Raw genomic sequence first — 22,632 nt, forward strand, 5'->3', positions numbered from 1 at the left:
ACATTTTCGTCATTCCGAATGTTGCCAAATTTTAATAAGTCGGGCCTCAATCAGAAAGGATTTTTCTCGATTTATTACTTATGGAGATCCGCACTTTTTAGTAAACGTAAAAAATGCCCCCGATAGGAGGACATTTTTCCATGATTATTTTTTCAATTGATTCACTAGCTCTTCATATTTTGGACTGTTTAGAAAGTTTTCCACCGAAATATGGTTGGCATTTGGAAGTTTTGCTTTCGCACGATCTGTTAAGTCTTTGTGGGTGATAACGATATCCGCATCGCTAGGCAATTGGTTAATCGCTGTATTCGTTACTTCGATATCGATATCCGCTTTCTTAAATTTATCTCTAAGAAGGGACGCACCCATAGCACTAGACCCCATTCCTGCATCACACGCGAAGACTACTTTGCTCACATCACCAGAAGAGACTGGAGAGTCTGAAAAGCTTCCTGCTACAGAGCTTTTCTTCCCTTTCATTTCTTCCATTTTTTGCGCTGCGGAAGAGATGTCTTCCTCTTCATCTCCTTTGCTGCTCTTAAGGATAAGAGACGCTACTAAGAAGGAAACAGCAGCTGCGACTATAACCCCTAAGATTACTCCTACAAAGTTTCCTTTTGGAGTCATAGCAAGTAAAGCGAAAATACTACCTGGTGACGGTGTTGCAGATAACCCAGCGTTGAATAGGGAGAACGTGAATACTCCACTCACACCACCGGCAATAGCGGCTAAGATTAGCATTGGCTTCATCAAGATGTACGGGAAGTAGATCTCATGAATCCCACCAAGGAAGTGAATGATTACAGCACCTGGTGCAGATGCCTTGGAAGCCCCTTTTCCGAATAACCAGAATGCAAGTAAGATACCAAGACCAGGTCCTGGGTTTGTTTCTAATAAGAATAGAATCGATTTTCCATTCTCAGCTGCTTGTTCTACTGCGATCGGGCTTAAAATCCCATGATTAATCGCGTTGTTTAAGAAAAGGACTTTCGCTGGTTCAATGAGAATGTTGGCTAATGGAAGTAATCCTGCTTCTACAATTACTTCTACTCCAGCAGATAAAATGTTCGTTAGTCCTTCAACAGCTGGACCAATCAATGTAACGGCTGCTAGTGCTAATGCGCCGCCAATAATCCCTGCGGAAAAGTTGTTATAAAGCATTTCAAACCCAGACCGTATTTTATCTGCACATAAATCGTCCACTTTTTTGATGATGTAACCACCTAATGGACCCATGATCATCGCACCTAAGAACATCGGGATTTCCGCACCTACGATTACCCCCATTGTGGCAACCGCACCTACAACCCCGCCACGGAAATCATGAACAAGACGTCCACCAGTAAAACCAATTAATAGTGGCAAAAGGTACGTAATCATTGGACCAACTAGAGCAGCAAAATCCTCATTTGGAGTCCATCCTGTTGGAATAAATAAAGCGGTAATAAGTCCCCATGCAATAAATGCACCGATATTTGGCATGATCATCCCACTGAGGTGACTACCAAACTTTTGAACTTTAGCACGTGCTCCTGTTTGTGCCATTTAAATTTCTCCTTTCATCCGTAAAATTAGAATAATGACTAATGCATGATGTTTAAAATAAATAGAAATAAATTTCTTACCCTTATCATAAAGCGGTTTCATGGGTATCTTCAATTCAATCTAATCGGTCTTTTGTCACAGGTATTGTTGACATAATTTGATTACACCTATGCATAATGGAAAAGTCCTTGTTTTAAAGGACTTTTGTGAATAAGAAACCTTTCGAATAGGTAAACGAAACATTCTTTATTATAATGTTCTTAAGCATACATACTATTCAACCTGAGGAGGGTCCATAACATGAACCAATCAACCATTTTAGACATCCAACAATTATTGGAGCAAGGCGAGACAACTTCTTTAGCATTAACCAAATATTACTTAGAAAAAATTGCAGCATACAATTGGAAGGGCCCTAAGATTAATGCGGTTTTAGAAATTAACCCAGATGCCTTACATGTTGCGGAAGCATTGGATGTGGAAAGAGAAACATCTGGTGCCCGTGGTCCACTGCACGGGATTCCTATTCTCATCAAAGATAATATCGACACAGCAGACAAAATGCATACAAGTGCGGGTTCTGTCGCCTTGGCGGATCACTTCGCTAGTAAGGATTCCATGGTCGCTCAAAAATTACGGGAGGCTGGAGCTATTATCCTCGGGAAAACGAATATGACCGAGTGGGCGAACTTTATGACACATAACATGCCAAATGGATATAGCTCTCGAGGTGGCCAAGTTTTAAACCCATACGGACCAGGATCTTTCGATGTCGGTGGCTCCAGTTCAGGTTCAGGCGCTGCGATTGCTGCTGATTTTGCAACGGCATCCATTGGGACAGAAACGAGTGGATCCATTTTAGGCCCAGCTACCCATAATTCCATTGTTGGCATCAAACCTACTGTAGGCTTAGTGAGTAGAACCGGAATCATTCCAATTGCTCATAGTCAAGACACGGCTGGACCAATGGCAAAAACAGTAACGGATGCTGCTGTTATTCTAGGTGCGATAACCGGATTGGATCCATTAGATCCAGCAACTCTAACAAGTATCGGGAAGTTAAAACAAGATTACACCGTACACCTAAAAAAGGACGGACTGAAAGGAGCACGAATTGGGGTTGCTCGAAACTATTTATATGAATTAAAAGATGACCAATTAGAAATCTTCGACCGAGCTAAAAAAGAATTAGAAGCTGCTGGCGCTGAAGTGTTTGATATTCCTTTAACAGCTGAATCACCAGAGTCTAGTGTCTTGTTTCACGAATTTAAAATTGATATTAACGCGTACTTAAAGGATGTCGCTAGCTTTCTACCTGTACATTCTTTAACTGATTTGATTGCTTATAATGAGGAACACGCAGATACAGCGTTAAAGTATGGCCAAACCGTGTTAGAGGAATCGCAAAAGAAAAACGGAACATTAGTAGATCCTGACTATCTCCAAGATCGACTAAATGATTTAACCTTTTCGCAAACAGAAGGCTTGGATAAAGTCATGGAGTCAAACAAACTAGACGCGGTCTTATTTCCTAATGATGTAGGCTGTGATATAGCAGCAAGAGCCGGATATCCATCCATCACCGTTCCTTCTGGTTATACGAAAAATGGAGTTCCAATCAGTGTAACTTTTACCGGGTTAGCATACTCTGAAGGAAGGCTGATTGAACTAGCCTATGCGTATGAACAAGCGACTCTTCATCGGATTCCACCAGTGCTATCCTAACCATTAGAAAGGAAGAAGATTATGCGGGTCGCCATTAGCCATGGGATCGTCCTTGCCTTCGGATTGATTTTACCGCTAGGTGTTCAAAACGTTTTTATTTTAAATCAAGGGGCGACGCAGCAAAAATGGAGACGCACTTTGCCTGTTGTCATAACCGCATCTCTATGCGATACACTGCTTATTGGGTCAGCTGTTCTAGGTGTATCCGCGATTGTCTTGGCCTCTGCATGGATCAGGGTTACATTACTTACCGTTGGCATTCTGTTCCTGATTTATATGGGGTGGGTAACTTGGAGAAGTGTTCCGAAGGATAATGGGGAACGAAGTGCGATGTCTCCCAAAAAGCAAGTGACCTTTGCGTTATCTGTATCGCTTCTTAACCCACATGCGATTATGGACACGATTGGAGTTATCGGTACAAGTTCTCTCACTTACACTGGTTTGGAAAAGATATCATTTGCAGGAGCTTGTATTATGGTCTCATGGCTTTGGTTTTTCGGATTAGCGATAGTAGGAAGGAAGATTGGTTCCTTTGATTCCTCTGGAAAACTGTTGATTGTGATCAATAAAGTGTCTGCGATTATTATGTGGGGAACGGCTCTATATTTGTTTTTGTCTATCGGATGAAATTAGTTCAAATCAAACAGAGTGTTGAATTTTTTAACCATTCAACACTCTGTTTTCTTTATCAAAACCTGAAACTTTTTATTCCGTTAAGCGTATGTAAGTTAAGGATACATGTAATTTTTTGGAGGTGCTCCCATTGTTTGATTATATTATAGCGGGATTAGTCATTCTATCAGGAATCGTTGCTTGGTTTTTTATAATCAGATTCGGAAGTATTGGTGGATTCTTCGGAGGCGACACTCTTCTTAAAAACATGGCAAAACGAAAAAAAGATAGAGATGAAGAAAAGGATACGAAATGATTAGTGAATTTGTTTTATCTATAAATTAAAAATACCCCCATTCACAAGGGGATGAGTGCATTTCACTTCAAGTCAACGAAGATATTTCCGTCACTTTTCAATTCAGCATAAAATACGTCTTGAACACGTTCAGCACCTTTTATTTTCAATTGTTGCTCTAACCACTCCATCGTCTTGTTTACTTCCCTCAAGTTTCTTTTCACGACCTTCCCGTCTACAATTAATTCCATAGGTATGTACTTTCGATGGGACAGCTGAATCTGCATATCTTTTTTGGTCACATTCTCTTTTTCTTCCTTTTTCAATACACTCAACTTTCCGTTCGGTTCTAAAATAGCGTAATCCACATCAGCTACCGAAAAGACATCCTTATCTCTAAGAAGCATGGTCAAATCGTCGACATTCAACCTAGAATCATTCATCGCTTTCTTAAGCAACTTCCCATCTTTTATAACTATAGTAGGTTCTCCGTCCAATAATACTCTAGCTTTTGCGTATTTCAGGCTTATATATTCAACGACAATGGTTAGCACCGCCCAGAGTCCCATACCGATAAAACCATCCATTACCTTAATATCTTTGTGGACGACCATATCCCCCGCTATGTTTCCAAGGGCAATCCCGGTTATATAGGTGAAAAAGGTCATTTGACTAAGCTGTTTCTTTCCTAACAATCGGGTTAGAAACAATAAAAAACAAAATCCGAATAAAGCTCGCAACGAAACATCTAATACTGGGTTCACAGGTTCTCTTCCTTCCTGTTTTTGATTACTATGTAGAAAAAACCTATAAATTATTCAGCTAAAAAAACAGATGAAGGAAACCTCCATCTGTTTTAGGTTGATACGGCAACTTTTTGCTTCCAGGCATTAATTACATCTTCAGAAGCAGATACAGAACCAAAGTACTTATCAACATTCTCCACGGCCATATCGTGCTCTTTTTGTGAAAAGGCTCCTGTACAATCAGACAGCATAACAACATCATAGTCGAGCATAAACCCGTCTCTCGCCGTCGATTCCACACATATATTGGTACTGACTCCAGCTAATACTATCGTTTCAACCCCATAGGTTCGTAAAACAGATTCTAACCTCGTATGAATAAAGGCACTATAACGATGCTTTGTTACCACAACGTCTTTCTTCTTAGGCTCTAGATGGAAAAAGGAAGCCCCCCAAGTACCCTTTCGACATAAACCGCTTTGGTTCTTATCCTTCAATCGTCTCGTCCATGTTTCGGAATCCGTGCTATCTTGATGTACCGTACGGACATAAATAACAGGAACACTATTTTTCTCTGCTTCTTCTATTGTTTCTTTCAAGGGCTGTATCATCTTAGGTACCATGGAGACGTCTAGTCCTTGCTTGGCTAGATAGCCTTCTTCATGACAATAATCATTTTGCATATCTATAACCATTAATGCTGTATGTTTAGGATCTACTCTCTTTATAAGGCTCACATTTGTCATCCTTTCTTAAGGACTTACTTTTACGTGCTCCACTTCCCTTATGATTACACAAAAATGGACATTTATCCGAAAAGGACAATCGCCCTTCTCAAATAAATGCCCATTTACATTCTAATCACATCGTTTATGACTAGAACTTGACCTCCCCAGGTTATATCTCTTTATTCAATATACAGGATGAAAGGATTTTTACATGTTGGTTTGTCAGATTTTCTAACAACCTTTTTACTTTCCCGCTGCTTTAAAGACCTCTTTTTGACGCCATTTTCCAAACATATAATACCCAATGGCGCACAAGCTACTTATAATGAAACTTACTCCCATTCCAATAGCAATCCCATTTTCTCCAAACCAATTGGAGAATAAGTAAGTAACCGGATAACGAAGCAACCAGAAGGAAATAATATTTAAAACAAGAACTTGGTACATCGCACCGGACGCTCTCACCACGCCGTTTAAAACAAAATTAATTCCCAAGAAAGGATAAAAGAAGGCCACAATTTTCAAATAATCGGATCCATACGCAACTGCTGCAGCGTCTTGGATAAAGAGGCTAATCCCATACCCCGCTAACAATATTAACAAGAAAGCAAAGACTAACATAACTCCAAGATTATAGAGCACTCCATATTTCGTAATTAGTCGAACACGATCCCATTTTCTTAATCCAATGTTCTGACCGGCCATACTATTAACAGCTGTGCCAAGTGCTTGAGCAGGAAGCATGAGAATACTATCGAGTCGTTGTGCAGCACTGAACCCAGCGACTACATCTGGACCATGACCATTCACTACACTCATAATCGCTGCCACGCCTGCAGAAATAACAGCCATTTGTAAGCCAGAAGGTATCCCCAGGTTAAGAATAAGTCCTACTTCTTTTCGAGTTGGTAATGTAGGCATGCGAAACGGCACTTTTCCTTTACGAATCACATCATACATCCCGTATAAGAATGCGATTCCTTGAGAAGACACAGTTGCTAATGCTGCACCTTCAACTCCTAAGTCAAACAGTGAAATGAAGACAGGGTCCAAAACTACATTTAGCCCGACAGCAACCATAACGAATGTTAGTGGTGTCTTACTATCCCCAATCGCCCTTAACACGGTTCCAATAAAGTTATACCCTAACAAAAATATAATTCCTACACTATTCACTTTTAAATATACAGTCGCCTCTTCTAACATATTTTCTGGCGTACCTAGAAAACGTAAGATTGGTTCTGCAAGCATAAAACCTACAAATCCTAGGACTAGTGCCAGACAGGTTAAGGTTACGACAAAGGCATTTACATATCGCGCTAGCCCTTCATCATCATCTCTCCCTTTTTGCTGCGAGAGAATCGTCAACGTTGCATTATTCAACCCGATAATAAAGGACAGTATTGTAAAAATAACCGTACTCGCAATTGCAACTGCTCCAAGTGCTTCTGCCCCTAATAAATTTCCTACCCATAGACTATCGACGAATTGATAAGACGTTTGCAACAAATTCGTCACCATGATTGGAGCAGAGAAAACGACCATTTGTCTCCAAATGTTTCCTTCTGTAAATGTATGCTGATTTCCCATTGTCTAACTCCTTTGTACTACTCTGTTCACCTTATCACTCTACCTGTAAAAATCGAAGCAGAATGCAACGAGGTTTTCATCTAAACTCGCCAAGGAGACCCCAATCTAAATCTACGATTTAGTTGCGGGAGGAATTGGTGCTCTAACCCCTTCAAAAACACTTGTTCGTATTATATACTATTAATAATAGGAGGTGTAAAAAGATGCCCGGAAAAACCATTACGATCACGGCAAAAATAAAAATCTTACCAACTGAAAAAGAGAAAGAACTTCTCCTTGACACGATTCGTGCAGTGAGAGAAGCGTTGAACTATGCCTCCAGCGAAGCTTTCAATAAGAAAATTTTCTCGAATATCCAGCTACACAAACATACGTATCATCCTATGAGAAGTAAGTTCGGTCTCCGTTCTCAAATGGCTAATAGCGTGAACAAAACCGTTTGTGCCAAGTACAAATCAATGAAATCAAATGGCGTTACGAATACGAAGGCTATGTTTAAGAAGCCGGAGTATGATTTAGTGTGGAATCGGGATTATTCTCTCAAAAAAGCAGTATTCTCCGTAAACACATTGAAAGGAAGAATCTCTGTCCCCTTCGAAACGAAGGGAATGGAACATTTCTTCGACGGAGAATGGAAATTTGGTACGGCTAAACTGGTCACGAAAAAGGGCAAATTCTTTTTACACATTCCGATGAACAAAGTGTTCGAAGGAAGTGAAAAGATAGACAACATTGTCGGAATTGATCTAGGTATTAATTTCGTAGCGACCGTTTATGATCAAAATGGAAAGACGACCTTCTTTAGTGGCAAGCAAATTAAACAAAAGCGTAGCCACTATAAAATGGTACGCAAGCAGCTGCAACAGAAACAAACAGCCTCAGCAAGAAGAAGACTATCAAAAATTGGTCAACGAGAAAACCGTTGGATGACAGATGTAAACCACTGCATCACCAAGGCACTCGTTAGTCAATATGGTCCGAATACACTGTTTGTTTTAGAAGATCTTTCTGGCGTAAGAACAGCAACTGAAAAGGTTCGTAAAAATAATCGATACGTATCCGTATCCTGGTCTTTTGGCCAGTTTAGTAACTTCTTAGAATACAAGTCTTTTATGAATCAATCGGAGGTTCTGTTTGTCGATCCAGCCTACACGTCTCAAACTTGTCCGAAATGCAGTCATCGCGATAAAACAAACCGCCATAAAAAGATCCACACCTTCTGTTGTAAAAGGTGCGAATATCGTTCTAATGATGATCGCGTTGCTGCGATGAATCTCTATCATAAGGGAAGTCAGTACCTTAGAGGATCTACCCAGCAAGCTGGATAGATAGGGTATTTGTCAATATGCCCACGATGTGACACCACGCTGTAGCAGTTTAGCAGCGAAAAGAGATAGGAGCTCGAAGAGCGTTGGTACTATCGGGTAGTCACAAGCTCCATCAAAATCTATGATTTAGTTGGAGTAATTGACATTCGTTTATCAATTTTTGTGATACTATTTAGAAAACAATTAGACAAGAGTGAAAGTAGGTCCTGTACAGCAATGGATTACCGTTCCTTTCAAAGAATACTCATTCGCAACTATATCCTAGGCTCTCTTATAGCTGTCATCGTGATTGGAAGTACCTTCATTTTTCAGACGATTAATGTGGACACGGATGATCGTATTTGGTTTGCACTCATTATCGCTTGTTCTTTCCCAGTCATGTTCATAAGTGAATACTTAGTGTTTTCCTATCATATAAAACCCATTAAAAGGATTCTCCCTAATCAACAAGCATCATTAGAAGAGTTGGAACGTGCCTATCAGCGCACGCAAGAATTACCGTTTCTTACCGTTAAGCGTATTTTAATCCCACATTATTTTGGACTAGCTATACCCGCTTCTGGTTTAGCTGGGCTTTTTATTTATTGGGACATTTTGAATATTCCTTCTTACTACATTATTTTTGCGTTTCTAGGGGGAGGACTTATCGCCATTACCCATGCCATTATTGAATTTTTCTTCACATCACAGGCGATAAAACCAGTTCTTAAAGATCTTAAGCAAAGAGCTCAAATTCTACACAGCACGAATCTCTCATTACAAGATAAAGTGTTATTAACGATACGGAACAAGTTTATTATGAGTACTCTCTTTATTGCGATTTTTCCCGTGTTATTGTTCAGCTTAGCTACACAAATACGCCTTTTAGAGATTGATGCCAACATTACAGCTCAATATTGGAGCTGGGCAGGGGTTATTATCGTCATCGTATTCGCCTTGGCTATCTTTTTAGCTATTCTTTTAACAAAAGAAATAGAACAGCCCTTACACGAGATCCAAAACGGCATGAAAAAAGTACAATCTGGAAATTTAGATATGTTAGATGGATATTATTCGGATGAATTTACGAATCTTATCTCTGGATTTAATCACATGTCTACCTCTATTAAGGAAAAGAATATGCAGAATACGCAACTATTGGAAAGCTTCTTCACCGTGTTTGCAGCGACTCTAGATGCAAGAGATCATTATACTGCTGGTCATTCTATTCGCGTAGCTGGTTATACGACGATGATTGGAGAATGTGCCAAACTGCCAGAAGACGAATTAAATCTCTTAAGAAAATCTGCACTCTTACACGATATTGGAAAAATCGGGGTTCGAGACCAAGTTTTACAAAAGGATGGAAGGCTTACAGATGAAGAGTTTGCAGAAATAAAACTCCATCCTGTGATTGGGGCACAAATTTTAGAGGAAGTGAAGCCGAAGGAAGCTATGGTGGAACTGATTCCTGGCGTAAAACACCACCATGAGCGCTATGATGGGAAAGGGTACCCTAGTGGACTTGCAGGCGAGAATATTCCAAAGTTCGGTAGAATCATGGCAGTTGCCGATGCTTTTGATGCCATGACCACAGATCGTCCATATCGAAAAGGGATGACTGTGGAGAAAGCATTGTCTATATTAGAAGAAGGAAAAGGAACCCAATGGGATCCTTATTACGCCCAATTATTTATTGAGCATATGACTGGAAAAGAAAAACTATAAAAGGCGGTGATATAGGTTAATCCTATACCATCGCCTTTTACACGGTTTCTTTGCGGTCCATTCGAGATACAAATGGTTGTCCATCCCAAACAATCTTCGTGTCCGACTTCCTTGCAAGCAGCTCTGGCTCTTCTAGCAACAAGAAAAAATTTTTCGTAGGGAGTTCTCCTAAATGGTGTTTAAGCGATAATCGATCTAAATGAATCCGCATGGATGCTTGGTTTTTAGAAGCATTATTTCCTGTTTGCGAGAATTCATAGAGTACACCTGCAATCGGCACTTTTTTCACCCTAAACTGAGCTTCCACTCGCAAGAAAAAGTCCCAATCCCAATAATGCTTCATCTCTTCATCAAAATTCCCGATAACGGAATGAATTTCCTTTCGATATAAAGTCCCTGAAGGAACGAAGGTAGAGAATGTTCTCATCGCTTGTCGGTCCCAATTGTAAGCAAACGGAAAACGAGATATCACCTTTCTTGTACCATTCTCTAACTCATAATCCACAATCTCCACATCAGAAAACACTAGTTCGAACCCTCCTACCTCTTGTAGCATCGTCTCCATATGCGTACTCACAATCAAGTCATCATCATCTATTAATAAAATGAATTCCCCTCTAGCATGACCTACCCCAACATTGCGTGCATACACATGTCCACGATTCCCGGGTAAATTAATGATTGTAATCGGTAACTCCGGATATAACTCTTGCACATCAGTGACATCTTCCCCCGCATCATTTACAATAACAATCTCAAAATACTTGAATGTCTGACTCGAAAGAGCCTCCATTAATTCCGCAAGCGCGTGTACTCGATTAAAGGTAGGAATAATTACTGAAACAACTGGTTCTACCATGTATAAAACCTCTTTTCTATACCTACACTGTCATATTAAACTTCCTAATGAATAACCTTACAAACGGAAGAAAAAAACACCAATTCTTTTGTAGGTCTTACATATTTTTATTTCCAGGGAAATATTTCGACATCTTTCACTTTTGAATCTCGTTGTAAAAGTCTTCAAACTGTTTGGCCATCGTTATATCTAAGTCCATGAGTCCTCTTGCATTCCATGATGATAGCTTTATTGTTACAGCTTTATAGTCGATGGAAATGAAAGGATGATGATTGATATCTTCCGAATAATGCGCAACCTGCCGAACAAACTCAATACCAGACAAATAGTCTTTAAAGTACGTGTTCAAAAAGGAGGATGAAAAGGACCAAGAAGTTCGAGGCAGCGCAGCTTTGAGGACAAGCTCGTTGCTTCGGAAGCATGATCACCGCACGCAGAAAAAGTGCTTTCCTTTTTCAAGGAGCGGACTTGCACAGGATGTGCTGACTTCTGCGTTGTGCACAAATGTTTTCGGTGGGGCGAGTAACCGCAGTCCCAGGACGTGCACGACTTTAGCAGAAGATCCACTTCCCTTTTAGATACGTGAGCAAGACCACTTCTGCGAAGTAACTTCCTTGCTACCTTGCACCGAGGAATTTTACTTCCTTGTAATTCTAGAAGACGCAGGTGCACTGTTTTTTTGAAAAGCAAGCTAACGAAGAAAATCGCCGTGTCATTTTTACCGGACTTTTTTGAACAACCTCTTAAAGAGAAATCTACGCTTAATCCATTTTTCATCTATTAAACTCCATCTTAATAATCTTTCTAACTCGCTACGAATCTGTTCTTCTGTTAAACGCGCCAACAAGATCCACTCCTTTTATTCATTATAAAAGATTTTGTCAGATTGTGTTAGAAAAACGAAAACAGGTTTAGGGGTTAAAAGATGTGGAAAAAACTATGTTAGATAATCTATCCGAATCCAAGCAAACACTGTTGGTATCTTATACAATGATTAAAACGATAAGGAGAGAATATAAATGCCCTATCTAAGAAAAGCTGTTGAGCAGCACAAACAGTTCCTCATCGACAAAATGAAAAGTGAAGGATTCTATGATCATAGTGATTCTTCTGTCCATAGCAAAACATCTTCTGAGCTTTTAGCAGAATATAAGGTTTTTAGAAAAAGAGAAAAAGCTAAAAAAGTGTAATCCTATTTTACTTAAGGAGAGATGGAAACAATGGATGACAAGCAGGCTGTCCAACTCGCCAAGAAAATTGTAGAGCTCGATTTACTTCGGGATGAGATGTGGGAGCAGTATGCAGGGATTGCGGGCGATAAAGCCTATGAGTTATTAAGGGATGTGCAAAATAGCTAACCGTAGTAAAGAAGCGTATTGCCCAGCCAATACGCTTCTTCCTGTTACGCCAATCCTTTTAATCGAAAACACACTACCTTCGGCTCCGTCATCGCTTCGATAGAATCTTTTACTCCTTCACGCCCTAATCCGGAACCTTTTATGCCTCCAAATGGCATGAAATCAATTCGATAATCGCTGCTGTCGTTCACCATCACTCCGCCTACTTGCAAATATTGAATGGCATAATGGGCGTAATCTAAGTTACTGGTAAATATGCCAGCTTGTAAACCGTAGTTGACTTTATTAGACTTCTCAACCGCTTCTGGCAAGCTTTTTATTTTATCTACGATGACAACTGGCCCAAAAACTTCTTCTCTCGCCACTTTACTTGTAGGTGGAACATTCGTGAGTATCGTAGGTTCATAAAATGCTCCATGACGTTTACCACCGTATTCGAGATGTGCACCATCTAGGATTGCCTCTGCCACCCATGATTCTACCCGTTTTGCTTCCTTCTCCTGAATCATTGGCCCCATGTCTGTAAATTCATCCAGCTTATCACCTACCACTAGTTGAGAGGTTAGGTCAATGAAGGCAGATAAGAAGCTTTCATATGCGTCTTCTTGTACGTAAATTCGTTGAACGCCGATACAATTTTGTCCCACTGCGGAGAAGGCTCCGGATACACAAGCATCGACAGCTAAAGAGAGATCTGCATCATCCATCACAATGACTGGAGAATTTGAACCAAGCTCCATGTTCATTTTCTTTATTCCTGTCTTGTTGGCAATCGACTTGCCGGCATCCAGTCCGCCTGTAAAAGAAACCATTTTTACATCCGGATGTGTAATTAAAGGATCTCCTATTTCAGCACCTGAACCTGTAACGACCGAAAGGAGCCCCTTAGGAAGGCCTGCTTCCATAAAGGCCTCCGCTAACAAGAGTGCACTTAGTGGTGTTACAGAGGCTGGTTTCACAACAACGGCATTACCTGCAGCTATTGCTGGGCCGACTTTGTGGGCTACGAGATTTAGTGGATCGTTAAAGGGAGTGATCGCACCTATTACTCCAATGGGAAATCGGTAGCTGTAGCCCACTCGATTTTCGCTTCCTGGATTTTGATCAAACTGGATGGTTTCCCCACTTAACCTTCTAGCCTCTTCACTACTAATCTGGATCGTTTGAATGGCTCTTCTTACTTCCCCCCGAGCTTCTCTAATTGTCTTACTTCCTTCACTGGCTATCGTTTGGGCGTACTTTTCCGAATGTGCTTCCATATAAGCAGCAGCATCCTTCAATACACGAATCCTTTCATGGGTCGGCCAATTTGTATGCTCTTCAAATGCATCTTGCGCTTTTTCAATGGCATCCAACATGTTTTCTTTCGTAGCTTTAGGCACTTTTGCGATGACTTGATTGTCCTGTGGGTCATATACATCAAATGTCTTTTCTCCGCGCATCCACTCTCCGGCAAGCAACATTTTTTCAGAGCGTATTTTAGTTTGCATTAAGCATCCTCCTCATGTGCCACTATCGGAGTTTTCGTTCGGTGAAAATCGATGATGTCGATGAGTAAAGAGTAACCTGTTTCGATGAGACCTGCTCCCGCTCCTGTTAACATAATTTCTCCAGCCATATCACAGTCATACACAATAGCGTTCGTCGGACCTGTTATTCCTGCTAAAGAATCATCCTGATCGATAAGTTCTGGTTGAACACTAGCTGTTACTTGGTCCCCTTCTTTTTTCACCCGTGCTAGGAGCTTCCATCTTTTATTTGATGCTTTCGCTTCCTTTATGTCGTCTTGGGTTAATCCCGATATTCCTTTACAAGGAATATCACGCGAAGCTAAAGGATAACCCATGACGTAGTTTGCGAGGATGGCTGTCTTATAACGAACATCATATCCCTCTACGTCACTAGTAGGATCTGCTTCTGCATAGCCTAAGCTTTGAGCTTTTTCCAAAGCATCTTGATAGGCGCTTCCTTTTTCCATCTCCGTCAGCATATAATTAGTCGTTCCGTTTAAAATCCCGCGTATTTCGGTTATTTCATTCCCTGCTAAGCTTGCGAGTGGCATTCTTAATGCAGGGGTACCACTCATTACCGTTCCTTCAAATCCCCAGTAGACTTGATTTTCCTCAGCTAATTGAGCCAATTCACGGTAAGCTAGTGCGACGGGGCCTTTGTTTGTTGTTACGACACTCTTTTTATTCGTAAACGCACATTTGCAATGATCAATGGCAGGTTGCCCCGTTTCTACATCGGTGAAGGTAACTTCGACAATCATATCTGCATTCGATTGTTCTATGGTCTGAATACTATCCCAACCCTTAATCAAACCAGTGTGGTCTGGATATTCCGTTACGGACCCGTTTTCCCTAACCTCTCTTAATAGTGTTGGTATATCTAACCCTTCTGGATGGTACACAGCTCCTTTCATTACATCAGAAACGGCTACAACCTGTGTGTCTAATCCATACGTTTCTAATAGATGCTGTCTCCGTGTATGGAGGAGTTCTGCTAGCGCCTGACCAACTCCCCCGAAACCTATAAACGCAATTTTCATTGTCATTTATATCCCCCCGTTATTGATTTTTCCACCACTGCTCTATCGTTTCCAAAAGGAATCCAACTCCCATTGGAAGTACACGTTCATCTATTTGAAAATCACTTGTATGAAGGTCGTATTGATAACCCTCAGGACTTGAACCAATAAAAGCCATCGCACCAGGGATTTTCTCTGTATAATGACTAAAATCTTCTCCCCCCATTCCATAGGGTTCCTCATAAATCTTGAAGGAAGGTTCTAGCTTTTGAGCGGCAAGTTTCATATACTGCACCATCTTTTTATCGTTATGAAGGGCGGGTTCCCCTATTTCCATTTCTAACGATGCCGATCCTCCAAGCGACGCTGCCATTCTTGATATTTCATAAAGCTCTTCTCTTAGTTGATGCCGAACTTCTTGCTCATAAGCACGTATCGTACCAGTTATGATAACCTTATCTGGTATAACATTGGTGGAAGATCCCCCTTTTATTTCTCCTACACTAATCGTTCCGACCTGGAGTGGATTTACTTTTCTACTGATGAGACCGTAAATCGCTTGAAGGATAAAACTACTCATCCATATCGGATCTTTTGTTTGATGAGGATAACCTCCGTGCCCTCCCTTTCCTTCAATAACCATTCGATAATTGTCTACACTTGCCATACTTATGCCACTATGAAGCTGCAGCTCTCCAATTTTTCTCCACGGACAAACATGTAAAGCAATCATAGCTTCTACATCTGCTAGTTTGTCAGATTCAATGATATGTGGTGCACCCGTTCGACCATCCTCATCTGCCGTTTCCTCAGCGGGTTGAAAAACGAGCTTTACATTGCCCTGCAAACGCCCTTCTTTCTTGTATGTTGCTAATAGATGGGCAACACCGAGTAGCATGGTCGTATGGGCATCATGTCCACAGGCATGCATAATACCTGAGTGTTTCGAGCGGAAAGATAGACTTGTTGATTCTTGGATAGGGAGAGCATCCATGTCCGCTCTAACCCCTATTGTTGGGCCACCATTTCCTTTGATGGATGCAATGACACCGCATCCACCGATCCCAGTTTCCAAATGAAAGACTTCTAAATCCTCTAATATGGCTACGATGTAAGTACTCGTATTTTTTTCTTGAAAGCTTAACTCTGGATATTGATGAAGGTGCCGTCTCCACTCTATTAGTTTATCTTTTATAGCGTTTGCTTCCTGTAGCAAAAGGACCCCCATCCTTTCTAATCAATTTGTCACATGCGCTGGTAAGGACTGAAAGGCTTGCTCCAGGTCTGCTATAAGATCTTCCATGTCTTCGATACCAGCAGAATAGCGAATTAATCCTTCTGGGATTCCCATTGCTGCACGTTCTTCCGGAGTACATTCCACGTGGCTCGTCGTTCTAGATGGTCCAACGACCGTTTCCACAGAGCCTAGGTTGGCAGCCCGATTCGCATACTTTAATTTCGGCAATAGGTGTCTTACTGTTTCGACCCCACCTTTTACCGCAAAGCTTAACATTCCGCCAAAGTTTTTCATTTGTTCCTTCGCGATGTCATGACCCGGGTGATCAGGGAGACCTGGATAAAATACATCTTCTACTATACCTACAGTTTGAAGGTACTTTGCTACAGCCAATGCATTTTCCGATTGTTTATCCACGCGAAGCTTCAAGGTTTTCATCCCTCTTAATAGCAGATAGGCAGCCATTGGATCTAACGTCGCACCATTAATCTCACGGTAGTGATAGATGGGAGAAACAAGTTCTTCAGATCCACAAACAACTCCACCTAGCGCATCTGCATGACCACCTAGAAACTTCGTCGCACTATGAATAACAAGGTCGGCTCCTAAGTCTAATGGAGTCTGATTAACTGGTGTTGCAAAAGTGTTATCAACCACTACAATGGCTCCTACTTTCTTCCCCGCCGTTGCCATACGTTCAATGTCGGTAATTTTTACCGTCGGATTAGTTGGACTTTCTAGATAAAGCACCTTACAGCCCTTGGCGACCTCTTGTTCAATAGCCTCATGATCGCCCGTATCACATAACACGACTTCTATTTCCTGCTTCGGTAGGAACTCTGTGAAAATTTTGTTCGTTCCACCGTACGTATCTTTGATTGAAACAACTCGATCGCCTGGGTATAGGTACGTTCCTAACGTGTTACTAATGGCAGCCATTCCTGTTGAAAAGCTCGTCGCCGCTTCTGCACCCTCTAACGTTTTCACCTTTTGTTCGAATGCTTGCACGGTTGGATTTGTGTTGCGGCCATAAATATGTCCATCTTTTTTTCCAGTCGCTACATCATACCATTCGTCCATGTCGTCATAGCCAAATGAAACGCTGTGCACGACAGGCACCTGTGTGGCACCGAAAGCTAAAGAGTCCTTTTCCCCTGCCCAAATCGCTTGTGTAGAAACGTTAGGTTTTTTCATAAAAAATTCCTCCCTCAAAGTGTAAACTAACTTATCTTCCCATCATGACTTGGTGTGGCGAAGCCATCTCGTATCATTAACTCTCTTGGAAAATTGGTGAATGTCTCACATCCAGTTTCTGTTACGCGGATGGTTTCACTTATTTCAATCCCATAATGGTCAAACCATAAGGCGGGGATGAAGTGGAACGTCATGTTTGGGAGTAAGACCGTATGGTCATCCTTTCGAATACTTGCAGTGTGCTCCCCCCAATCCGGTGGGTAGTTCAATCCGACGGAATAGCCTAATCTAGCTTCCTTCTCAAACCCGTATTTTTTGATACTATTTCGCCAGATTTCCTCCATTTCTGCACATGTGATACCTGGTTTAGTTGCATCTAGCACCTTTTCAATGCCTTCCAGTACGATGGGGGCAATATGATTTAATTTCTCGGAAGCTGGACCTAAGTTTACGGTTCTTGCTAAAGGAACGTGGTACCTTTTGTAACAACCAGCCAATTCTACAATGACGGAATCTCCTTCCATAAATGTTCTCTCCGACCAGGTTAAATGCGGCATTCCTGTTCGCTCTCCAGAAGGAAGCATCGGAACAATGGAGGGATAGTCACCGCCGAACCGTTCCGTACCAGCTATGGTATGATAAGATATTTGTGCAGCCACATCACATTCCCGCGCTCCTTTGTATATACTGTTCACCCCTTGGTACATGGCGTTTTCCGCTATCTTTGCGGCACCTTTCATATATTCAATTTCTTGATCTGATTTAATCATTCTCACTTGATTAACGAGAAGATCTCCGTTCACAAAGGTGGCATTAGGTAAACTACTCGTTAGTCGCTCATATGCTTTTGCTGTAAAGTAATAATGATCCATCTCCACCCCAATTCGTCGATTTCCTTGCCCTATTTGCTCTAATATCTCTGCAATGAATTCCATAGGATGATGGATAGAGGAATGCACATATTCATCTGGGTATGCAATGACATTCTCATCGTAAATCCACGTGGTCGCTTTCGCTCCATTGGCGTCCATGTATCTACCAATCCATAAAGGCTGTGGTTCATCAATGATAATGATCAGCATCTGGTGGACATAAAAGGACCAAGCGTCGTATCCAGATAAATAGTACATATTGGCAGGATCCGTAATTAAGAGGACATCAATTGATCTTTCTGCCATTTTTTGCTTTGTTTGTTTCATCCGGTTTTGGTACTCCAAAATATCAAATGGCAACATGCAGTATCCCCCTCTCTCGCTCTCTAAGGTTTCTTTAACTCCTTACTTTCATCATATTAAAGAAGGATACATTTCGTAATGTTCAAATTGTATGAACTTTTCGAATGTTTTCTTATACACATTTGTACAGAGCATTCTTGAGCAAGAACAAAATCGCTAACGCGACTAAGTTACGTCCCAAGTAGAATTATTTACTTGGGATTTTTTCTCGCTTCAATCATAGTGCCATTACAGTGAGGACAATGTAATTCAACTTCCTCACCATTATTTTTGTCTACGCTAAATTCACCGATGATGTACTCAGGTACTTCATCAGTGTCGTTACAATCTAGACACTTGAATTGAACAGTCTTTATCTCTTCGTTTAATCCAAATGGATCCTCTTCTTCCAACCATTTATCTAATTCTTCTGATGGATTATCCTGCCTTTTTTGGTTTGCCAATTCCGTATTTCCTCCTTCTTTCCATCTCTATATCCTCCATATAGTGATATAACCAACCGTAATCAGAATGCCATATTCCCACAAGCTCCATCTGTCGATGGCAATGTGGACATTCAAATGGATCCTTTTCAAAGGATTCAATCATACGTTGTCGATAGGTTTTCTTTTTACGTTTTTTCTCTAAAAGTAATTCTATCTGTTTCGTTCTCATAAATGCATGCAAACTTAATATTTGTTGTGCCTTATGATGAGACCTTCTACTATACAACCCAAATCTTCCTACCATTCTAAAATGTTTTGGTGGAACGTGTTGAAGTATTTCAAATATGAATCTATACACAGGAATTCTCTTATCCACTCGTTTACCTGTCTTATGGTCTTCATACCAGTAATGAACACTCTTACCGTCGTACTCTTCTATTCGATATTCTGCAATAGCTGGACGAGCTAAGTATCTTCCAATATATTTAGCCACTGCTTTCGCATTTGTCATTTTCTTCTCAGCATTAACATAAAAACCTTTCGGATATCTTTGATATAACTCATTTATAAGGTTTATTTTTTGATTATTAGGAAACCATTTTTTTAATAAATCTAATACTACTTTCTGCCATGACTTTCTCAAATAGTCATATGGAATATAACCATTGTTCACCCATTCATTATTGTTATCTAGTGCACCTTCCGTAACTAATGCATGTATATGTGGGTTAAACTTTAAATCTCTACCAAATGTGTGTATTACTGTAATGATTCCTGAACGGAATCCTCGCTTTGTACTTTTTTGATAGTTATGGTATTGGAAAACTTCCGAGACTTGTTTACTCAATTCATTAAGCTTTTTACGATCATCATAAAATACTTTTCTTATCTCTTGAGGGATGGTGAATACCATATGACGATGAGTTACATTGAAGATCATTTCCTGTTGTTTGTCTGACCAATCATCGGTGTATTTTTTACCGCATCGATGACATAGCCTACTTTTACAAGTGAAACAAACAAATTTAGGCATAGGATTTCCTTCACATCCTAGACATTCATATCGAGCATAACCTAAATCAGTAGTACCGCATCTAATTGTCTTTTTCACTGTTTCTTTAATATGACTACGATAAGACTCGGGAAAACGAGTAGAATGTAATTCCCAAAAACCTGCAAAGTGATCTTTTAATATTTGTTTAACAACTCCAGAACCTTTACTCATCTTCTTCTCCTCAATAAAAGATAATAAAATTTTAGCATAAAGTTATCCACAACTAACGACTTTTATAATTTCCTAGACAACAAAAAAGAGTGGGTGAGGTCCCACTCTCGAAAAAAGCCTATTCGATTTTCTTCAACGTCCATAGTCGTACACTTAGCTCTAATAGAAACAAATGATCTGAATCCATTAGCGACAGCTGGGTGAGTGACTCGATATTTCGAAGGCGGTGAAGTAAGGATTGTCGATGCAGATTCATAGCTCGTGCTGCCTGACTAACATTTCCTTTATATTTATTGTAAATCATAAACGTATGAATTAAATCCGTATTTCTTTTTTGGTCATAGTCTAGTAATGGCTGTATGGTTTCCTTCACAATATCTGATATTTCCTTCTTGTGAGAAAGCGCCTTTAGAAGCCGGTTTATTTTCGTGTGGTTGTAAAAGGTTCTTTCTCCTGAACCATATTGCTGTTTTCCAATGTCTAGAGCTGTTCTAGCCTCATCAAAGCTGACTGAAAAGGTCTGCGTTCCATCTTTGGGTGCCGCAATACCCCAAGACAACTCAATCCCCGGCAACTGTTCAGATAATCGTCTTTCAATAATGTCTAGAAATTGATTAGCTATTTCCATGGAAGCATCTGATTCGGCTTCTAGATAGGTAATAACTTCGCCTTCATCAAAGGTAGTAAGGGTTTTACGCTGTAATAATTGGCTTGCATTCATAATTTCTTTTTGTAGGTAGTAGTTCATGCTTTGTAGAGAGGATGTTGGAGGATTGTCTTTAGAAGATCTATTTTCTTGTTGGTAGCTAGGTGATCCTACTAAACAAATGTATGGCAGCGTCAAATCATAGCCTAATAACTCCCCTTTGGAAAGGAGGTCTGCTGTCATTTCCATATCTTGCTTTGCTAAGCGTAATACAAAGTTATCCTTTAACCGAATCTCCGTGCTTTCAATCGCGTTTTCTTTCACAAAATACAAGGCGCAGGCAGTAAGCGTGTGCTCTAATACCGTCATGACAAACCAGCTTAATTGTTGGAATCCCTTCGGTTGAATGAGAATATTCCCTTGTTTTTTACTATTGTTCATGATGAACAGGCGGAAAAAAACCTGTTGCTCCACGCTGAATTCTTCTAGGTAGTAGTAAAGTGGATGTTCCTGGATGACTGGATGAGAGGATGACTTTTTCTCTACATTGGAATCCAAAGAGGACTGAGAGCTTACTAACACTTCCGTGTCAATCTGTTCATTATAGCGAACGGCACCTGCATAATCCATAATGGCTAGTGGCATTTGAATGTGGCGATACAAGCATTGCGCGATGTCTGGAAGCCCCTTATCATGGAGAACACAATTAATTAATTCTTCCCGCACTTCATCTGCTTTCTGCTTTTCTTCTACCTTATCTTCATTTATTTGTTGAAGGACCGTATGCAAAATGTCTCCGAATCGTATCTCCCAAGGGATATCAATGATAATAAAATCATGATTTTCTGCATATTCCATAACAGAATCCGGAATATCAAAAATATATCTCCCAGTAGCAAATGCCAAAACAGATGCACCAGATCGAATAACATCCTTTACAAATTCCTCTAACAAGGAAGGGTTATTTTCACAACCTATACCTGTACTTAAAACAAATTCATTCTTTCGAACAAAGTTTTCTACAGGCACCTCGATAACGGATATCCATTCAATTGGCTTTTCCTTTATATGCTGTTTCCCTGATTTAATTTTTGCTTTACGAAGAATAGGTAGTTCTACAATCTCTTCAACAGTTAAACCCATAGACTCACCTCGACTTCTTCGATGATTCATCCTATTGAACAATCCATGTAAGATTTGTTTCCTTTTCTTTTAGTTTCTCATACACAGCTTGGGCATTGCAATACTACTGTGAATCTATGAATCTTATTCTTTCTGTATGCCAAAGCGCGCGTTGATTTGACCACGTCGCATTTCCTTGCGAATTGCTTTCTCGTCCTCTATGCGTTTTCGTTTGATCATGTCCTGTCTAATTTCATATGTCTGTACGCCTTCTTCTCTTTTATTCGCTATATCGATTAATTGCTCTACATCTGCAAAGGAATATTTTCGATTCCCTTTCGGAGATCGCTCCGGAAAAATTAATTTCCTTTCCTCATAGTACCGAATCTGTCGTTCGGAGAGACCTGTAAGCTCACTAACTACTCCAATCGTGATTACTTTCCGCTCTTTATAAGAGAAATCCTTTGTCATTTTTTCACCACCGATTCTCAGTTAATAGAATTATACAGGGGATCCACTTATAAT

Annotated in this window: 22 protein-coding genes; 7 read left to right on the top strand and 15 right to left on the bottom strand. The window is 40.4% G+C overall.

Features of this window, described 5'->3' with window-relative positions:
* Positions 1-144 precede the first annotated feature (144 nt).
* Entirely contained in the window at positions 145-1,545 is a 1,401-nt protein-coding gene (locus KO561_RS18625) for a PTS mannitol transporter subunit IIBC (RefSeq protein WP_231094812.1), read from the bottom strand.
* Between the two features lie 300 nt (positions 1,546-1,845).
* On the opposite strand from KO561_RS18625, the gene KO561_RS18630 reads away from it, so the two are divergent.
* The 3 genes from KO561_RS18630 (at position 1,846) to KO561_RS18640 (ending at position 4,198) form a co-directional block, all read left to right on the top strand.
* Positions 1,846-3,270: an amidase family protein gene (locus KO561_RS18630; RefSeq protein WP_231094813.1), complete on the top strand. Its 1,425-nt coding sequence runs from the start codon at positions 1,846-1,848 to the stop codon at positions 3,268-3,270.
* Positions 3,271-3,291: 21 nt separating this feature from the next.
* Entirely contained in the window at positions 3,292-3,897 is a 606-nt protein-coding gene (locus KO561_RS18635; protein WP_231094814.1) for a LysE/ArgO family amino acid transporter, read from the top strand.
* Positions 3,898-4,033: 136 nt separating this feature from the next.
* On the top strand, positions 4,034-4,198 hold the full coding sequence (locus tag KO561_RS18640; protein ID WP_231094815.1) for a hypothetical protein: 165 nt from the start codon (positions 4,034-4,036) through the stop codon (positions 4,196-4,198).
* Between the two features lie 62 nt (positions 4,199-4,260).
* Here KO561_RS18640 and KO561_RS18645 read toward each other — a convergent pair whose 3' ends face one another.
* From KO561_RS18645 to KO561_RS18655, 3 genes are all read right to left on the bottom strand, one after another.
* Positions 4,261-4,941: a YetF domain-containing protein gene (locus KO561_RS18645; RefSeq protein ID WP_231094816.1), complete on the bottom strand. Its 681-nt coding sequence runs from the start codon at positions 4,939-4,941 to the stop codon at positions 4,261-4,263.
* A 92-nt stretch (positions 4,942-5,033) separates the two neighbouring features.
* On the bottom strand, positions 5,034-5,669 hold the full coding sequence (locus KO561_RS18650; protein WP_231094817.1) for a cysteine hydrolase family protein: 636 nt from the start codon (positions 5,667-5,669) through the stop codon (positions 5,034-5,036).
* Between the two features lie 225 nt (positions 5,670-5,894).
* Positions 5,895-7,241, bottom strand: a complete 1,347-nt coding sequence (locus KO561_RS18655; protein WP_231094818.1) for an MATE family efflux transporter — start codon at positions 7,239-7,241, stop codon at positions 5,895-5,897.
* 203 nt (positions 7,242-7,444) lie between these two features.
* Here KO561_RS18655 and KO561_RS18660 point away from each other — a divergent pair, with 203 nt between their 5' ends.
* Both KO561_RS18660 and KO561_RS18665 read left to right on the top strand, forming a co-directional pair.
* A complete protein-coding gene (locus tag KO561_RS18660; protein ID WP_231094819.1) occupies positions 7,445-8,569 on the top strand; it encodes an RNA-guided endonuclease InsQ/TnpB family protein in 1,125 nt (374 codons plus the stop codon).
* A gap of 216 nt (positions 8,570-8,785) precedes the next feature.
* On the top strand, positions 8,786-10,276 hold the full coding sequence (locus KO561_RS18665; protein WP_231094820.1) for an HD-GYP domain-containing protein: 1,491 nt from the start codon (positions 8,786-8,788) through the stop codon (positions 10,274-10,276).
* A 37-nt stretch (positions 10,277-10,313) separates the two neighbouring features.
* On the opposite strand, the gene KO561_RS18670 is transcribed toward KO561_RS18665, so the two are convergent.
* Both KO561_RS18670 and KO561_RS18675 read right to left on the bottom strand, forming a co-directional pair.
* Positions 10,314-11,135, bottom strand: a complete 822-nt coding sequence (locus KO561_RS18670) for a glycosyltransferase family 2 protein (RefSeq protein ID WP_231094821.1) — start codon at positions 11,133-11,135, stop codon at positions 10,314-10,316.
* Positions 11,136-11,271: 136 nt separating this feature from the next.
* Entirely contained in the window at positions 11,272-11,520 is a 249-nt protein-coding gene (locus KO561_RS18675; protein WP_331000868.1) for a 4a-hydroxytetrahydrobiopterin dehydratase, read from the bottom strand.
* A gap of 634 nt (positions 11,521-12,154) precedes the next feature.
* Between KO561_RS18675 and KO561_RS18680 the strand changes: the two genes are divergently transcribed.
* The gene (locus tag KO561_RS18680) at positions 12,155-12,325 is read left to right on the top strand and encodes a hypothetical protein (protein WP_231094822.1); all 171 of its coding nucleotides are present in this window, start codon (positions 12,155-12,157) and stop codon (positions 12,323-12,325) included.
* Between the two features lie 30 nt (positions 12,326-12,355).
* On the top strand, positions 12,356-12,493 hold the full coding sequence (locus tag KO561_RS18685; protein WP_231094823.1) for a hypothetical protein: 138 nt from the start codon (positions 12,356-12,358) through the stop codon (positions 12,491-12,493).
* 44 nt (positions 12,494-12,537) lie between these two features.
* Here the strand turns inward: KO561_RS18685 and KO561_RS18690 are convergent, their stop codons facing one another.
* From KO561_RS18690 to KO561_RS18730, 9 genes are all read right to left on the bottom strand, one after another.
* Positions 12,538-13,983, bottom strand: a complete 1,446-nt coding sequence (locus tag KO561_RS18690; RefSeq protein WP_231094824.1) for an aldehyde dehydrogenase family protein — start codon at positions 13,981-13,983, stop codon at positions 12,538-12,540.
* Positions 13,983-15,050 carry a homoserine dehydrogenase gene (locus KO561_RS18695; RefSeq protein ID WP_231094825.1) on the bottom strand — a complete coding sequence of 356 codons (1,068 nt, stop codon included), beginning with the start codon at positions 15,048-15,050 and terminating at the stop codon, positions 13,983-13,985. The genes KO561_RS18690 and KO561_RS18695 overlap by 1 nt, the downstream gene beginning before the upstream one ends.
* Positions 15,051-15,063: 13 nt before the next feature.
* Entirely contained in the window at positions 15,064-16,239 is a 1,176-nt protein-coding gene (locus KO561_RS18700; protein ID WP_231094826.1) for a M20 metallopeptidase family protein, read from the bottom strand.
* 21 nt (positions 16,240-16,260) lie between these two features.
* Complete coding sequence (locus KO561_RS18705; protein ID WP_231094827.1) at positions 16,261-17,454, bottom strand: cystathionine gamma-synthase family protein; 1,194 nt, start codon at positions 17,452-17,454, stop codon at positions 16,261-16,263.
* 26 nt (positions 17,455-17,480) lie between these two features.
* Positions 17,481-18,689 (bottom strand): M24 family metallopeptidase, encoded by a 1,209-nt coding sequence (locus KO561_RS18710; RefSeq protein WP_231094828.1) that lies wholly within the window; start codon positions 18,687-18,689, stop codon positions 17,481-17,483.
* Between the two features lie 191 nt (positions 18,690-18,880).
* Complete coding sequence (locus KO561_RS18715; RefSeq protein WP_231094047.1) at positions 18,881-19,132, bottom strand: hypothetical protein; 252 nt, start codon at positions 19,130-19,132, stop codon at positions 18,881-18,883.
* Positions 19,107-20,339, bottom strand: a complete 1,233-nt coding sequence (locus tag KO561_RS18720; RefSeq protein ID WP_231094829.1) for an IS91 family transposase — start codon at positions 20,337-20,339, stop codon at positions 19,107-19,109. Before KO561_RS18720 ends, KO561_RS18715 begins: the two co-directional genes overlap by 26 nt.
* 118 nt (positions 20,340-20,457) lie before the next feature.
* Positions 20,458-22,128, bottom strand: a complete 1,671-nt coding sequence (locus tag KO561_RS18725) for a PucR family transcriptional regulator (protein WP_231094830.1) — start codon at positions 22,126-22,128, stop codon at positions 20,458-20,460.
* A gap of 123 nt (positions 22,129-22,251) precedes the next feature.
* On the bottom strand, positions 22,252-22,578 hold the full coding sequence (locus tag KO561_RS18730; protein ID WP_231094831.1) for a MerR family transcriptional regulator: 327 nt from the start codon (positions 22,576-22,578) through the stop codon (positions 22,252-22,254).
* Between the last annotated feature and the right edge of the window lie 54 nt (positions 22,579-22,632).

It is taken from the genome of Radiobacillus kanasensis (assembly GCF_021049245.1).
In the GTDB taxonomy this organism is placed as follows: Bacteria; Bacillota; Bacilli; order Bacillales; family Amphibacillaceae; genus Radiobacillus; species Radiobacillus kanasensis.

Excerpts from the sequence above, each read along its gene's own strand:
- KO561_RS18625 (WP_231094812.1), bottom strand. The coding sequence starts at position 1,545 with ATGGCACAAACAGGAGCACGTGCTAAAGTTCAAAAGTTTGGTAGTCAC.
- KO561_RS18630 (WP_231094813.1), top strand. The coding sequence starts at position 1,846 with ATGAACCAATCAACCATTTTAGACATCCAACAATTATTGGAGCAAGGC.
- KO561_RS18635 (WP_231094814.1), top strand. The coding sequence starts at position 3,292 with ATGCGGGTCGCCATTAGCCATGGGATCGTCCTTGCCTTCGGATTGATT.
- KO561_RS18650 (WP_231094817.1), bottom strand. The coding sequence starts at position 5,669 with ATGACAAATGTGAGCCTTATAAAGAGAGTAGATCCTAAACATACAGCA.
- KO561_RS18655 (WP_231094818.1), bottom strand. The coding sequence starts at position 7,241 with ATGGGAAATCAGCATACATTTACAGAAGGAAACATTTGGAGACAAATG.
- KO561_RS18660 (WP_231094819.1), top strand. The coding sequence starts at position 7,445 with ATGCCCGGAAAAACCATTACGATCACGGCAAAAATAAAAATCTTACCA.
- KO561_RS18665 (WP_231094820.1), top strand. The coding sequence starts at position 8,786 with ATGGATTACCGTTCCTTTCAAAGAATACTCATTCGCAACTATATCCTA.
- KO561_RS18670 (WP_231094821.1), bottom strand. The coding sequence starts at position 11,135 with ATGGTAGAACCAGTTGTTTCAGTAATTATTCCTACCTTTAATCGAGTA.
- KO561_RS18680 (WP_231094822.1), top strand. The coding sequence starts at position 12,155 with ATGCCCTATCTAAGAAAAGCTGTTGAGCAGCACAAACAGTTCCTCATC.
- KO561_RS18685 (WP_231094823.1), top strand. The coding sequence starts at position 12,356 with ATGGATGACAAGCAGGCTGTCCAACTCGCCAAGAAAATTGTAGAGCTC.
- KO561_RS18690 (WP_231094824.1), bottom strand. The coding sequence starts at position 13,983 with ATGCAAACTAAAATACGCTCTGAAAAAATGTTGCTTGCCGGAGAGTGG.
- KO561_RS18695 (WP_231094825.1), bottom strand. The coding sequence starts at position 15,050 with ATGACAATGAAAATTGCGTTTATAGGTTTCGGGGGAGTTGGTCAGGCG.
- KO561_RS18705 (WP_231094827.1), bottom strand. The coding sequence starts at position 17,454 with ATGAAAAAACCTAACGTTTCTACACAAGCGATTTGGGCAGGGGAAAAG.
- KO561_RS18710 (WP_231094828.1), bottom strand. The coding sequence starts at position 18,689 with ATGTTGCCATTTGATATTTTGGAGTACCAAAACCGGATGAAACAAACA.
- KO561_RS18720 (WP_231094829.1), bottom strand. The coding sequence starts at position 20,339 with ATGAGTAAAGGTTCTGGAGTTGTTAAACAAATATTAAAAGATCACTTT.
- KO561_RS18725 (WP_231094830.1), bottom strand. The coding sequence starts at position 22,128 with ATGGGTTTAACTGTTGAAGAGATTGTAGAACTACCTATTCTTCGTAAA.
- KO561_RS18730 (WP_231094831.1), bottom strand. The coding sequence starts at position 22,578 with ATGACAAAGGATTTCTCTTATAAAGAGCGGAAAGTAATCACGATTGGA.